Annotated in this window: 12 protein-coding genes; 5 read left to right on the plus strand and 7 right to left on the minus strand. The window is 53.7% G+C overall.

Features of this window, described 5'->3' with window-relative positions:
- Window positions 1-41: 41 nt before the first annotated feature.
- On the minus strand, window positions 42-182 hold the full coding sequence (locus NHAL_RS22510; RefSeq protein ID WP_013033741.1) for a ribbon-helix-helix protein, CopG family: 141 nt from the start codon (window positions 180-182) through the stop codon (window positions 42-44).
- Between NHAL_RS22510 and NHAL_RS13670 the strand changes: the two genes are divergently transcribed.
- Window positions 139-936: an RNA-guided endonuclease InsQ/TnpB family protein gene (locus NHAL_RS13670; protein WP_238985357.1), complete on the plus strand. Its 798-nt coding sequence runs from the start codon at window positions 139-141 to the stop codon at window positions 934-936. The genes NHAL_RS22510 and NHAL_RS13670 overlap by 44 nt on opposite strands.
- Window positions 937-943: 7 nt before the next feature.
- Here the strand turns inward: NHAL_RS13670 and NHAL_RS13675 are convergent, their stop codons facing one another.
- From NHAL_RS13675 to NHAL_RS13690, 4 genes are all read right to left on the minus strand, one after another.
- Complete coding sequence (locus NHAL_RS13675) at window positions 944-2,167, minus strand: IS256 family transposase (protein WP_013031487.1); 1,224 nt, start codon at window positions 2,165-2,167, stop codon at window positions 944-946.
- Between the two features lie 23 nt (window positions 2,168-2,190).
- Window positions 2,191-2,463, minus strand: a complete 273-nt coding sequence (locus NHAL_RS13680) for a hypothetical protein (RefSeq protein ID WP_013033743.1) — start codon at window positions 2,461-2,463, stop codon at window positions 2,191-2,193.
- A gap of 205 nt (window positions 2,464-2,668) precedes the next feature.
- Window positions 2,669-3,109, minus strand: a complete 441-nt coding sequence (locus tag NHAL_RS13685; RefSeq protein WP_157862569.1) for a hypothetical protein — start codon at window positions 3,107-3,109, stop codon at window positions 2,669-2,671.
- A 245-nt stretch (window positions 3,110-3,354) separates the two neighbouring features.
- Window positions 3,355-3,912 (minus strand): Uma2 family endonuclease, encoded by a 558-nt coding sequence (locus tag NHAL_RS13690; RefSeq protein WP_013033745.1) that lies wholly within the window; start codon window positions 3,910-3,912, stop codon window positions 3,355-3,357.
- Between the two features lie 230 nt (window positions 3,913-4,142).
- On the opposite strand from NHAL_RS13690, the gene NHAL_RS13695 reads away from it, so the two are divergent.
- On the plus strand, window positions 4,143-5,771 hold the full coding sequence (locus NHAL_RS13695; protein WP_013033746.1) for a peptide chain release factor 3: 1,629 nt from the start codon (window positions 4,143-4,145) through the stop codon (window positions 5,769-5,771).
- Window positions 5,772-5,912: 141 nt separating this feature from the next.
- Here the strand turns inward: NHAL_RS13695 and NHAL_RS13700 are convergent, their stop codons facing one another.
- Window positions 5,913-7,232 (minus strand): dual specificity protein phosphatase family protein, encoded by a 1,320-nt coding sequence (locus tag NHAL_RS13700; protein ID WP_013033747.1) that lies wholly within the window; start codon window positions 7,230-7,232, stop codon window positions 5,913-5,915.
- Window positions 7,233-7,848: 616 nt separating this feature from the next.
- Here NHAL_RS13700 and cas6 point away from each other — a divergent pair.
- On the plus strand, window positions 7,849-8,856 hold the full coding sequence (gene cas6, locus NHAL_RS13705; protein ID WP_013033748.1) for a CRISPR system precrRNA processing endoribonuclease RAMP protein Cas6: 1,008 nt from the start codon (window positions 7,849-7,851) through the stop codon (window positions 8,854-8,856).
- A 240-nt stretch (window positions 8,857-9,096) separates the two neighbouring features.
- Here the strand turns inward: cas6 and NHAL_RS13710 are convergent, their stop codons facing one another.
- Window positions 9,097-10,320: an IS256 family transposase gene (locus NHAL_RS13710; protein ID WP_013031487.1), complete on the minus strand. Its 1,224-nt coding sequence runs from the start codon at window positions 10,318-10,320 to the stop codon at window positions 9,097-9,099.
- 47 nt (window positions 10,321-10,367) lie between these two features.
- Between NHAL_RS13710 and csm6 the strand changes: the two genes are divergently transcribed.
- Both csm6 and cas10 read left to right on the plus strand, forming a co-directional pair.
- On the plus strand, window positions 10,368-11,468 hold the full coding sequence (gene csm6 / locus NHAL_RS13715; protein ID WP_086009269.1) for a CRISPR-associated ring nuclease Csm6: 1,101 nt from the start codon (window positions 10,368-10,370) through the stop codon (window positions 11,466-11,468).
- The gene (gene cas10 / locus NHAL_RS13720; protein ID WP_013033750.1) at window positions 11,465-14,050 is read left to right on the plus strand and encodes a type III-A CRISPR-associated protein Cas10/Csm1; all 2,586 of its coding nucleotides are present in this window, start codon (window positions 11,465-11,467) and stop codon (window positions 14,048-14,050) included. The genes csm6 and cas10 overlap by 4 nt, the downstream gene beginning before the upstream one ends.

Here is a 14,050-nt window from a genome sequence, read left to right on the forward strand (position 1 = left end):
CCAGCGAGAGTGCGCAGCTTGCGGAGCCGCGAGCGCGAGGGTCAGGATGACTTGCGTTTCGCGTAGTTGCCCAGCACGGTTTCAACCAAGTTTGATAGCGTTCGGTTTTCCCTCTTAGCCAACTTTTGAAGTTGCTTTTTGAGATCGGCATCAACCCGTACATTTAAATATTCCCTTGCCATTGCTGTTAAAGCCCTGTTGTATTACGATTGGGATATGGTAACGCAACGGGCCTACAAATTCAGGTTTTACCCAACGCCCCAGCAAAAGCGGCAATTGGCTATTGAATTCGGCCATGCTCGCTATGTGTGGAATTGGGCGTTGGAGGCCCGAACGAAGGCGTATAAAGAGGATGGCGAGTCGCTGAATACGATAAGCCTCAGTCGCCAATTGACGGTACTTAAAAAGACGGCGTGCCCCTGGCTGAGTGAAGCCACCGCCGGTTGCCATACCCAGAAATTGCGAGACCAAGATACAGCCTTTAAGCATTTCTTTGCCGGTCGAGCGAAATACCCACGATTTAAGAAGCGTCATCAGACTCAATCGGTACGCTATCAACTCGATCAACGCCATGTGGCGAAGAACTTCAACGCCGAAAACCAACGGTTGAAACTGCCCAAGCTTGGGGCACTGAAGATCAAGTGGTCTCGGAATGTGGGCGGTATCCCTAAAATGGTGACAGTGAGTAAAGACCCCGCTGGCCGTTATTTCGTCAGCATGGCCTGCGAGGTGGAGATTACGGCGCTGCCTACCCGCAAGAATGCGATTGGGGTGGATGTGGGCGTCAAGGATGTGGTGGTGACCTCTAGCGGGGATAAGTCCGGCGCGCCTAAATACACTTACCAGTACGCACGGCAATTGAAAATGGCGCAGCCTCGCTTTCTGAGTGCGAGACTATTCAAGAGTTCATGCGAGGGTGTCAAGTTTTTTGTGTAACTAATTTTCACTTGGGCATCCGCTCAGCGAAGAGGATGACGAATTGATTGAGGGCGGCCTTCCAGTCCCGAATGGGTTGAGTCCATTTTTTGGTGATATTGTTCAGGGCCAGATAGAGCACCTTGAAAATGGCTTCATCCGTGGGGAAAGCGCCCCGGTTTTTCAAGACTTTTCGTAGTGAATAGTTCAAGGATTCGATGGCGTTGGTGGTATAAATGGCTCGCCGGATCTGGGGTGGGTAATCAAAGAAGACCGTCAGCCGTGACCAATCGGCCCGCCAGCTGGGGCTGATGGCCGGATATGTCTCATCCCAACGCGCTGAGAAGCGCTCTAGGGCCTGTTCGGCCTCGGCCAGGGTCGCGGCGCCATAGATGGCCCGCAGGTCGGCCGCCACGGCCCGGCGCTGTTTCCAGGGGACATACTTCAGCGAGCCGCGCACCTTGTGCACGATGCACAGCTGAACCTGGGCCTGTGGAAACACCGCCTCGATGGCCTCAGGCAGGCCCTTGAGCCCGTCCACGCAGGCAATAAAGCAATCCTCGACCCCCCGGTTTTTCAGCTCATTGAATACCGACAGCCAGAATTTAGCCCCTTCGTTTTCACTCATCCACATCCCTAACAGCTCTTTCTCTCCCTCTAGATTGACCCCCAGGGCTAAGTACACTGCTTTCGTTTTCACCATGCCCTCCTGGCGTGATTTCACAAACAAGGCATCAAAATATAGGATGGGATAGACGGCCGATAGGGGCCGGCTTTGCCAGGCCCGCACCTCCTCCAACACCGCATCGGTCACCTGGGAAATCAGCGCCGGGGAGACCTCCACCCCATAGAGCTCTTCCAGCTGCGCCTCAATCTCTCGGGTCGAGAGCCCCCGGGCATACAGCGCTAGCACCTTCTCATCAAAGCCCTCCAGCCGACGCTGACGTTTCTTGACCAATTGCGGCTCAAAATTCCCATTGCGGTCCCGTGGCACCTCGATTTCCAATTGCCCCGCCTCGCTCTGAACCCGCTTCTTGCTCTTGCCGTTGCGGCTGTTGCCACTGCCCCGACCTTCCTGAGCATGGGGCGCGTACCCTAGGTGCTCAGTCAGCTCAGCCTCCAAAACCCGCTCCACCAAGCGCTTGCTCAGCTGCTTCAATAACCCATGCTCGCCCAGAACCTCTTTCGGGCTATTGCACTCCTTCAGAAGTTCATCCAGCAACTCATCGGTCTTTTTTTCAATACTGGTCATCAGTGCTTTCTCCTTGTTGTTAATTACAGATCACCAGTTACACAGTTATTTGTACACCCCCAAAGCTTTATTTCGTCGATGCTCAATGTGCCTTCCGCGCCCCAGCCCTTTTTGCCCTCTGGGATATCCGGGCGGAACTTCTCATAGAGCTTATAGGCCACCTCGGCAAGACGGGTGGTGTCCATCGACCTGGCGAAATCCCTCATAGCCTTATAGGCATCATCAAGCGCATCGTCGAACTTTTTTTCCAGATACCGCTGTACGCTCTCCAGATTGATCGGCTTATCTTTGCTCAACGCCCGGATGCCTTCATGGGTCTGCTTGGCGGGTTTAATAGATCAATCTTGATGGCTTCTTCTTTGTGCATCCGGCGGCACTTTTCCTTGACCTCCTCGGGAGCAGGCTCGAATAATCCGAGCCGCTTGCTTTGGAGTAGGAGTTAAGGCCGGCCACTGCCCGGCCAAAGGTCAGCGCCTCATCAGGGTCAAAACCTAGGCTATACTATGTCTTTTTATCCCACCTCACTACAACACCATTTTCCAATGTAATACTCAAACCGTATTTGTTGCCACCTTGTTTATCATATTTCCATATCTCCTTCTTTTTAGTTTTTATAATTCCTTCTTCAATTCTTTCTTCTACTTCCCCTGGATTTCCAAGAGAATCTATTAGCTGATCATATGTCTGACCTTTCCAGAAACTTCCATTCATAAGTTCTTTTACTAGTTCTTCATCCCTATATTTATTCATTAATTTTTCACGGCGTCTTTTCCTTTTCACCACCTTCCTCCAAATAACTATACCGGTTATCACCCCTATCCCAACAACTATAGGAACCCAGCCCACAGATTCACCAATCTCAGCTATTATGTTTATTATTACGTAAGCAGCTAATCCTACTACTGCTGTTGTTATTATTACCCACAGCACTACCTTCTTCATGCGTCTATCCATACTCACCTCTTTATTTTCTCTAACCCTCTATATAGCCTCCATGTCGCGAACTCATCAACAGCCCATCCCTTTTAAAAAACTATCGGCAGACCCCTCAAGACTTTCTTCCGTCATGGCTTCGACTTCATCTGCCACGTCCTGCTCAACATTCAGGACAAGTTTGAACAGTTCCACTGGCTGTTAAGATTTCTGTCGTGTACATAGCTTATAAATAGGAACCGCTATAACCCCAATTAACCCACGCCCTCATAAACGACGGCCAAAGGCAGCTCCAGATTCAGCGAAGGTAGCGTAGCGGTTTCGCCGCCCTCATAAATATCCACCTCCCAGACGCCAGTGCGACTACACCGGTAGACCTCCACCTGGGGCCTGTCCTGGGCCACCAGCACATACTCCTTAAGGCTTTCCAGGTACTGATAGGCTATCCGTTTCTCACGCCGATCAATATTTTCCGTGGCCGGCGACAGCACTTCCACGATGAGGGAGGGCGCATTGAGGAACAGGGCCTTGTCATCCCGTGGCTCGCAGGTGACGACAATATCCGGATAATAGAAGGCTTCGGCCTTGTCTACCCGAACCTTCATGTCGGCCATAAAAGCCTGGCAGGGGCTGCCCCGGAGGTGGGCATGAAAGAGCGAGGCGATATTGAGGCTGATGGTATTGTGGGCGCGGCTGGCGCCGACCATGGCGAATAGTTGGCCGGCGATATATTCATGGCGGATCTCGCTGGCCTGCTCGCCGGCAAGATACTCTTGAATGCTGATGGTGGGTAGCAGGGCATGAGAAGCCATGGCGGTAGACTCCAAAACTGAATGGAAAGCTATTTCATCATAGCAAGTCCTCCCTGGAGAGGCGATGGTTGGCGAAGGTCAAAGTCCGGCGGTTTGTCTATCCGGCCAATATCAGGGAAAATATAAGGTTATCGTTTTTTGGCCCCTACAGCCTTCCTGGGCGTCTCTCCAAGGGACGCTAGGCTGATATAGACGATTGTGTATTCACTCTTATTTGAAGTTTTTAAAGTATGTCGCCAGCAGAATTCGCCCGAGAAATCCAGAAAAGAAGGACCTTTGCCATTATCTCCCACCCGGATGCGGGTAAAACAACCCTCACCGAGAAGTTACTGCTTTTCGGCGGGGCGATTCAGCTTGCCGGCACGGTGAAGTCCCGCAAGGCGGCCCGCTATGCCACTTCGGACTGGATGGAATTGGAAAAGCAGCGGGGAATTTCGGTCACTTCCTCGGTGATGCAATTCCCCTATAAAAATTCCATCATCAATCTGTTGGATACGCCGGGGCACGCCGATTTTTCCGAGGATACCTACCGGACCCTGACCGCTGTGGATTCGGCCTTGATGGTCATTGATAGCGCCAAAGGCGTGGAGGAGCGGACCATCAAATTGATGGAAGTTTGCCGCTTGCGCAACACCCCAATTCTGACTTTTATTAATAAGTTGGATCGAGAAGGTCGAGAACCCATTGAGCTCCTAGATGAGATCGAGCAAGTGCTGCAAATTCGCTGCGCGCCCGTGACTTGGCCTATTGGGATGGGGAAGCGCTTTAAAGGGATTTTCCATCTAGGCCACAACAGCATCCATTTGTTTAGCCCTACCCACGGGGGAAAGGTTAAAAGCGGGGAGCAGATCCAAGGGTTGGATAACCCCCGCCTGGATGAAGTGTTAGGCAGCCAGGCAGAGGAACTCCGGGAAGAAATCGAACTGGTGCAAGGCGCCAGCCACCCCTTTGATAAGGAAGCTTTTCTGGCGGGAGAGCAGACTCCTGTGTTCTTTGGATCGGCCATGAATAATTTTGGCGTGGAAGAGCTGCTGGACGTTTATGAGGATTACGCCCCCCCTCCCCAAGCCCGCGAGACAGTGACCCGCAGGGTAGCGCCCGAGGAGCCGAAATTCAGCGGCTTTGTGTTTAAGATCCAAGCCAACATGGACCCCCAGCACCGGGACCGGATTGCCTTTTTGCGGGTTTGTTCCGGCAGTTACCAGAAGGGGATGAAGTTGCGGCATGTGCGGCTAGGAAGGGAGGTGCAAATCGCCAATGCCCTGACTTTCATGGCGGGCGAGCGGGAACAAGCGGAGACCGCCTGTCCTGGTGACATTATCGGCCTTCATAACCATGGCACTATCCAAATCGGCGACACCTTTACCCAAGGCGAAGATTTGCAATTTACCGGGATTCCCCATTTTGCCCCGGAACTCTTTCGCCGGGTTCGCCTGAAAGACCCCCTGCGCATGAAGGCCCTGCTCAAGGGACTGCAACAGCTAAGCGAGGAAGGGGCTACCCAGCTCTTTCGTCCCCTAGTGGGTAACGACTTGATCCTAGGGGCGGTAGGGGTGCTCCAGTTCGATGTGGTGGCCCATCGTTTGAAGCACGAATATGGTGTGGATTGTGGCTATGAGAATGTCCAGGTGGTGACCGCCCGCTGGGTGAGCTGTGACGATCCCAAACGGTTAGAGGAATTTCGCACCAAAGCCGCTGCCCAATTGGCTTTGGATGGGGCCGGGGATCTCACCTATTTGGCGCCGACCCGGGTCAACCTGGATCTCACCATGGAACGCTGGCCTGAGGTGACTTTCCACGCCATCCGCGAGCACGCCCTCAGCCTGGAAAGCGGCGAGCAACTCATTGCCAACGGCTAATACCAATTTAACAAAAGAATGCAATTTATTAAGGTTGTCAGTGTTTGTTTACATTAGACCTATATAGTGCAAAATTACATGAAATCAGTATAAGTATCTGGGCAAATCCCACAGGGTTCCCCCTCAATGGGAACCCCGATATTACCCCTCGATTACTCTAAATCGAATATCCCGGCCTACCCACGTTGCGGTTAACTCATGGTCGTAGCGGCGTGGGGTGGCGTAGGCGGTCAGCCAAAAGTCATCCCCCAGTCTTCGAGGGGTGACGGTGGCCTCAAAAATCCCTTTTTCTCCCGTGGGAGACATGAATATTTTCTCAAAGGACGGGCCGTCTTGGTTCAAGTTGGTGAGAAGATAAACGCCCCGAGGCGGCGGGCTTTGGTAATCCACCCTAACACGGAAGGTAAGGGAGGTCCCTTGGCGTACTGAATGGGGGTGCTCGGTGAAAATATCTCCTTCAATCAAGGGGGGTTGGTGATTAATCCTCAGAGAATCGATGCTGGCGGCGTGGATTTTGCTGACGGCCTCCGGCGGATAGCGGGTCGTCCAAGCCGGATCTGAAGATGCTAAGCGGGTCCGCAGCGTATTAATGGTGTCCGGTATCCCCACGTGGGGATAAATGTAATGGTCTTTCAGTTTCAGCTTCGTGTTTATCCGGTGGACGATGGTATCGAAGCTGTCTTGGGGGCACCCGAAAAGCAGCAAATAAGCCACCACCAGTGAACCGGAACGGCCGATGCCCGCATGGCAGTGGACGAAGACGGACCTTTTTTGTTCTATATGACAAGCCATCCACTGGACCGCCTCCCAGAGCCGGGCTTCTTCGAGGGGGTTGTGAGAAAAGTCCTGGAAAGGAAAATGGGCGTAGTCGATGCCCGAATTGAGCAAGGCAGGGTGGGGATCCCTTTCCTCAGCGGCATTGAGCACCGCCCGGATACCCTGTCTTTCCAAGAGCCCTTCAGCATCCTCCGGATGAAGTTTGGGATTGGCGGCCGCCGCCGCATTGCCAATATAAAGGTAGGGCTCGATTTCCGTAATCATGGGTCCCAGAGTCCAGCTTTCATGGGCTCTGGGCTCACAGATGGCAACCTCGGTTTCAAACAGGGGAATGGATTGAGCGCTGGCGGATAGCTCTATCCCAATCCTATAGGGGCCTGGCCGGGGAGGCAAAAAAGTAACTTTGAACTGGCGGCGCGGCCCTTGCTGCTGGGTCAGGCCCATGGGAATACGCTGCCGAGAACCATCTAAGTGGGAAATCTCTAGAGCAAACTGGATTTCTGGCCAATCGGATTCTGCCTCGATGGTGGCGGTCAGAGGAAACCGGGGCAACAGAAAATTGTTGGACAGGGGCGGGGCAAAGTGAAGGGCGCAGACACGCACATATCGCTGATCTCCCGTAGGGGAGGCAAAAGTTACAAGGTTGCCTTCTTCATTTGCGAGGGAGGGATTAAATGATGGCATCTTCCTCGTTTTGAGTTGCTTGGAATGGATCTTAGTTTACCAAATTGAAGGGGTTGCCATTCGAATAGGCGTTAAAAGCTTTGGGTAGTATTCCAGATCAGGAGATTCCAAGCATTGTTTTGCCGGATACGCGACGCTTAATCCGGCCTACGGGCGGTTTATGAGCGCCTCCTCGTAGACCGGACCGATTCGCTGGGAGCGAATCGGGACCTCCGCAGGAGGCCCGAAGGGGGCGCGCATCAATAAGGCCTTGAGGCCGTTTCCGGCAAGGTCATTTGCCCGAAATAGCTAGGCTTAGCCTTCCCTTCATTTACTCAATTCTCCCCATTTAAAACACGATCAAAGCTTCGCCCTCTCTGTCGTCCCGTCCGACGGTCACGACCTTCCCTTTTTATACCAATTTTATGTGATTTTGCATTGTATAGATTCAATTTAAACAAACACTTGAGGCCTTAATAAATTGCATTCTTTGATTAAATTGGTATTAAACAAGGCGTCAATCCTGACGATAAAGTCAGGGACCCCTGAATTTTTCGACAAGCTTGTGGGCCTGGACCTGGTCTGCTCAAGCCGTTCAATATCAAACGAAAAATAATCCAATGAATGGAGACTTACCATGGTTAAGGCGATAAGCCAAGAGGGTCAACAACCGGGCGAGTCCTTGCCCAGGTTGCCGCTGGCCGGTTATCGGCTGATTTTTTCCATGCCCGAGGCGACCGTTTTGCCTGCCTATGCCGGGTCCGCCTGGCGCGGGGTATTGGGCCGGGCGCTGAAACAGACCGTCTGTGTGGCTCGGGGCACTCCTTGCGGGGAATGCATGCTCGCCCGCTCCTGCGTCTATCCTTATATTTTTGAAACCCCTCCGCCGCCTGACAGCCGCAAGATGCGCCGCTACAATGCCGCGCCTCATCCCTTCGTGCTGGTTTTAGAGGAGAACTCAACCGCCAGCACAAGATATACCCTTGGCCTGACCTTGTTTGGGCGGGGCAATCGCTATCTACCTTATTTTATCCATGCGTTTATCCGGGCCGGAGAACAGGGGATCGGACCCCGGCGACAAAATTTCCAACTCCTGGAAGTGCAGCAGCGCGAAAATTTATCCCCAGATCGTTGGTTGACGATTTTTCAGCCGGATAAAAAGCTAACGCCATGGCCTGAGCGAATGCCGCCCATACCGCCGTTGCCGGAGGCAGTGCAAATTCATTTCCAAACCCCCCTGCGTTTAAAGCGAGAAGGTCGCAATGTGCGCCCCCAGGATTTCTTCTTTGCCGATTTATTCGGGAATTTACTGCGCCGTTTCTCCATGCTGACTTACTTTCACACCGACACCCCCTTGGAGGCGGATTTCGCCGGACTGATGGCAAAGGCCCGGACGGTGAAATGCCGCCATGGGGATCTTTATTGGAAGGATTGGACCCGTTACTCCTCCCGCCAGCGAACCACCATGCAAATGGGAGGGCTGCAAGGTACGGTCGTCCTTGAGGGGGCCCAGATAGCCCCTTTTTGGCCTTACCTTTGGCTAGGTCAATGGACCCATGCCGGCAAGAACACCAGCATGGGCTTAGGGCGCTATCGGTTGGAGGCCGCCGCAAGCTTGCCGGAGCGGACATTGAAGACTCCATGACCGATGATTCTAGAAACGGCAGTTGACCCCTTGGATTGCGTAGGGTGCGCAGAGCATAGCGATGCGCACCATCGAATGGGCAAGAGAGACCAGTAAAAGAGGGGGCTATCTCAAATAGCCGAAGAAAATCCTGATGACTAATTCCAATAATCCATCTCAACCGCGCCATTATCCCCGCCGCATCTTGCTGGCGGTAACGGGGCTCTCGCGAGGGTGTCAAGTTTTTTGTGTAACTAATTTTCACTTGGGCATCCGCTCAGCGAAGAGGATGACGAATTGATTGAGGGCGGCCTTCCAGTCCCGAATGGGTTGAGTCCATTTTTTGGTGATATTGTTCAGGGCCAGATAGAGCACCTTGAAAATGGCTTCATCCGTGGGAAAAGCGCCCCGGTTTTTCAAGACTTTTCGTAGTGAATAGTTCAAGGATTCGATGGCGTTGGTGGTATAAATGGCTCGCCGGATCTGGGGTGGGTAATCAAAGAAGACCGTCAGCCGTGACCAATCGGCCCGCCAGCTGGGGCTGATGGCCGGATATGTCTCATCCCAACGCGCTGAGAAGCGCTCTAGGGCCTGTTCGGCCTCGGCCAGGGTCGCGGCGCCATAGATGGCCCGCAGGTCGGCCGCCACGGCCCGGCGCTGTTTCCAGGGGACATACTTCAGCGAGCCGCGCACCTTGTGCACGATGCACAGCTGAACCTGGGCCTGTGGAAACACCGCCTCGATGGCCTCAGGCAGGCCCTTGAGCCCGTCCACGCAGGCAATAAAGCAATCCTCGACCCCCCGGTTTTTCAGCTCATTGAATACCGACAGCCAGAATTTAGCCCCTTCGTTTTCACTCATCCACATCCCTAACAGCTCTTTCTCTCCCTCTAGATTGACCCCCAGGGCTAAGTACACTGCTTTCGTTTTCACCATGCCCTCCTGGCGTGATTTCACAAACAAGGCATCAAAATATAGGATGGGATAGACGGCCGATAGGGGCCGGCTTTGCCAGGCCCGCACCTCCTCCAACACCGCATCGGTCACCTGGGAAATCAGCGCCGGGGAGACCTCCACCCCATAGAGCTCTTCCAGCTGCGCCTCAATCTCTCGGGTCGAGAGCCCCCGGGCATACAGCGCTAGCACCTTCTCATCAAAGCCCTCCAGCCGACGCTGACGTTTCTTGACCAATTGCGGCTCAAAATTCCCATTGCGGTCCCGTGGCACCTCGATTTCCAATTGCCCCGCCTCGCTCTGAACCCGCTTCTTGCTCTTGCCGTTGCGGCTGTTGCCACTGCCCCGACCTTCCTGAGCATGGGGCGCGTACCCTAGGTGCTCAGTCAGCTCAGCCTCCAAAACCCGCTCCACCAAGCGCTTGCTCAGCTGCTTCAATAACCCATGCTCGCCCAGAACCTCTTTCGGGCTATTGCACTCCTTCAGAAGTTCATCCAGCAACTCATCGGTCTTTTTTTCAATACTGGTCATCAGTGCTTTCTCCTTGTTGTTAATTACAGATCACCAGTTACACAGTTATTTGTACACCCCCGCTCTCGCCCCAAGTGGTGACCGAAACGGTGTATGCCTTGGCCCAGGCCGGTGATGATGCTTTACCGACCGAGGTCCATGTGTTGACCACCGAGGAGGGGGCCGAGCGGGCGCATTTGACCTTGCTTTTCGAGGAACCGGGGTGGTTCCGCCGCTTGTGCCAGGATTATGGACTGGAGGGTGTCCACTTCGATGACTGTTCCATTCACCGGCTCACGGATCAGGACGGCCGGCCGTTGAGCGATATCCGCACCCCCGAAGATAATCAGCAAGCCGCCGACGCCATTACCGACTACGTGCGGATGTTGACCGCCGACCCGGAAAGCTGCCTGCACGTTTCCATCGCCGGCGGGCGCAAGACCATGGGGTTTTATGCCGGTTATGCCCTGTCCCTGTTTGGTCGGCCCCAGGACCGGCTCTCCCATGTCCTGGTTTCCCCTCCCTATGAATCCCATCCGGATTTTTTTTACCCCACCCCCTATTCCCGGGTGATCTACACGCCGGGACCGGATAGCCGACCGTTGGATACCCGGCAGGCCCAGGTGACATTGGCGGAGATTCCCTTCGTGAGCCTGCGCCACGGGATACCCGAGGGGTTGTTGGCGGGTAAGGCCAGCTTCAGCGGCACCGTAGCGGCAGCCCAAAGGAGGCTGGGGCCACCGGATCTGGTAATTGACACCACACGGCGTCAAATCCTGTGTAGTGGCGAAGTGATTCCTTTGCCACCGGCAGACTTTGCTTTCTATCTATGGTTCGTCCGGCGAAAGTTACAGCAATTACCTCTCCTTCACTGGAGCGAAGCCCCCGCGCAGGATTTTATAAACCTTTATCGTTCCGTGACAGGTGAGCTGTCAGGCAACATAGAGCGAGTGGAAATGGCTCTCAGATCGGGTTTTACCAAGGAATATTTCGAGCAGAGAAAGAGTCGGGTCAATAGTGGAATTACCCGTGTGCTGGGTGTTCGCGCACAACCTTACTTATTGCAGGCGAGTGGTAATCGGCCCCGGACTCGGTTTGGACTGGCATTGCCAGTTGAGCAAATAAGAATTCTACCTACTGAAACCAGCAAGGACCTAGCTGCATTATGAATAAAAATATCCCCAGTTTCGATGAAGTGATCTTAGGCTGTTTTTTCCAGGATCTAGGCAAGTTTATGCAGCGAGCCCATGGCGCCGTCAGCCAGATGCCCGCTGAAGTCCGCCAACGGGAATCGGTGCTATTGCCCGTTTACAATGGGCGTTATGGTTATAAGCATGTGCTATGGAGCGAAGCCTTTTTCCATTGGATGGAGCGGCAAGGTCTTTCTTTCCCTGGTGGAGTGAACCTCAATCAAGTCCGTAACATGGCGGTATTTCACCACAAACCCGAAGCCTTTGGCGCTTTGGGTCGGTTGGCTGCCGAGGCAGATCGTTTATCCTCGGGCATGGATCGGAAGGCCCAGGATGAAGAAGATGAATTAAAGACTGGGGAAAGAGGGTGGGATCATTTTATCAAAACTCCCTTGGTTTCTACTTTCAGCCAAGTGGATCTGGGACTCGGTGAGCCGCAGCGGCGCTATCACCCTTTACTGGAATTAAATCCCCATGAAAACATCCAGCCTCGCCCTTTAGAGGCGCTGGCGATTGATAGCTATCCTGCCCAGTATCGTCAGCTTTGGAAAGGGTTTTGCGGCGAATTTACGCGCCTTTGCCAAGAGATGAATAACCTCCCCCTTTTCCATGAGTCGCTGTTAAGCCTTTCGGAGCGCTACACCTGGGCAATCCCGTCTTCCACGGTGGATCTGCCTGACATCTCGCTGCATGACCACAATCAAACGGTGGCCGCCATTGGCGCTTGTCTCTATCAGTTCCATGAAGCCCGAAGGGAATTAGATAATGAGGCCGCGATTCGGGATCGGGAAATCCCTAAATTCCGATTGTTAGTAGGCGATCTTTCGGGAATTCAGCACTCTTTGTTTTTACTGGCCCACCAGCAGGTTAAAGGGGTGAATAAAATCCTTCGGGCGCGTTCCTTTCTCATGGGCATGATCCTGGAAGCGGCGGCCTTGCTTTGCCGGGAAACGTTGCTAGCGTCTCCCTACCAATTCATTCAACGGGCTGGCGGCCGCTTTGTGCTGTTGCTGCCTACATCCGAAGGACTTGAAGGGCAAGTGGCGCAGCTCCGGCGGAGAATTGATAGCTGGATGCAGAACCGTTATTTGGGGGAATTGTCGTTAAATCTGGCTTTATCTCCTCTGTTTGCGGGGAAGGATTTCTTGGGGGGGCAATTTCAGCAGGTTTATGAATCCTTAGTGCTAAATTTGGAGGAGGCCAAACAAACAGCCTTGGAGACTGCCTATCAAGCAGTGCAGCCGGTGACCTATGAGGAGCTTGGCCCCTGCCAGGTCTGCGATCGTCGCCCCGCAGTCCATTACGAACAAGGAGAGGATGGCGCCGAAATTCGTCGCTGCTCGGTCTGCCATAAAGAGCAGCGGATAGGGGGTTGGCTACCCAAGACCCAGGGATTGAGTTGGCGGGAAGGAGGCCGGGCAAATAAGCGGGAAGAGCTTTTCTTTGATCGCTATGTGTTGAGGCTAGAGGAAACTGCTCCTAGGCCGCTACGCGAGCACCTTTCTGCTTGCCGCCTTTATCAAGGTGAAGGTGAGGCGATAGAGGATTCCTCTTTGGCCCAGCGTTATCTCGCCGCTTATGTCCCCCTGCTGGGGGAAGAAGAGGGATCTCGGCCAGAATATGCTTGTCTGAGCGAGGAAGCGAAAGCCGTGCAGGCGGGTGATCTCAAAACCTTTGAGCACTTGGCGGCTGAAGCCCGTGAAGCTGAGGGGGAAGGAGGAGACAAAAACCTTCTTGGCAAGCCCTTTCTAGCCGTACTGAAAGCCGACGTGGATCGGCTTGGGTTTATTTTTGGTCATGGCCTATGTGATCCCGATAAGCGGCAGGACCGGGCGACTATCAGTCGTTTCGCCCAACTTTCCCGAATGATGGACTTCTTTTTCACCGGGCGGCTTTATCAGCTATTGGCGACTCGGCATCGGGCCACCTACACCGTCTACGCCGGCGGGGATGATCTGCTCCTGATTGGCCCTTGGCGTCAAACCATCACTGAATTGCTCCCCGATCTTCACCAGGAATTCCGCCGTTATGTGGGCGATAACCCCAATATCACCCTCTCGGCAGGGGTGGAGTTGATCCAGGCCAATCAACCCTTGAACCGGGCCGTTTGGCGTGCCGAAGAACGATTGGAGCAGGCTAAAGGTGAGGGGATCAAAGACGAGGGTCATAAAGGTCGTAATCGAGTCTCCCTTTTTACCGGGCAGCCCCTGGTCTGGGAGCTGTTACCCGGTGTGCTGGAAGTCGCTGAAGATCTGCACCGACATCTTCGCAACAAGCTTGTGAGCACCTCATTTGTTTATAAGTTGCGGTATTTTTTGGAGCAGCGGCGGAAATTGGAACAGGAGAAGGATATGAACTGCGCCGATTGGCGTGCCCGCTGGGGTTATCACCTGGCCCGCCATATTGGTGAGCAGCGCGGTTTAACTTCCGCACAGCAAGCTGAATTGTCTTTTTTTTACAACCGCTTGCTGGGCTTAACGGTAGATCTGCGCCAGAAGGAGCAAATCGAATTGACAAGTCTTATTCCCATAAGCATTGCCCTTTACCGTAACCGGAGCTAA

Source organism: Nitrosococcus halophilus Nc 4, from assembly GCF_000024725.1.
Taxonomy (GTDB): domain Bacteria; phylum Pseudomonadota; class Gammaproteobacteria; order Nitrosococcales; family Nitrosococcaceae; genus Nitrosococcus; species Nitrosococcus halophilus.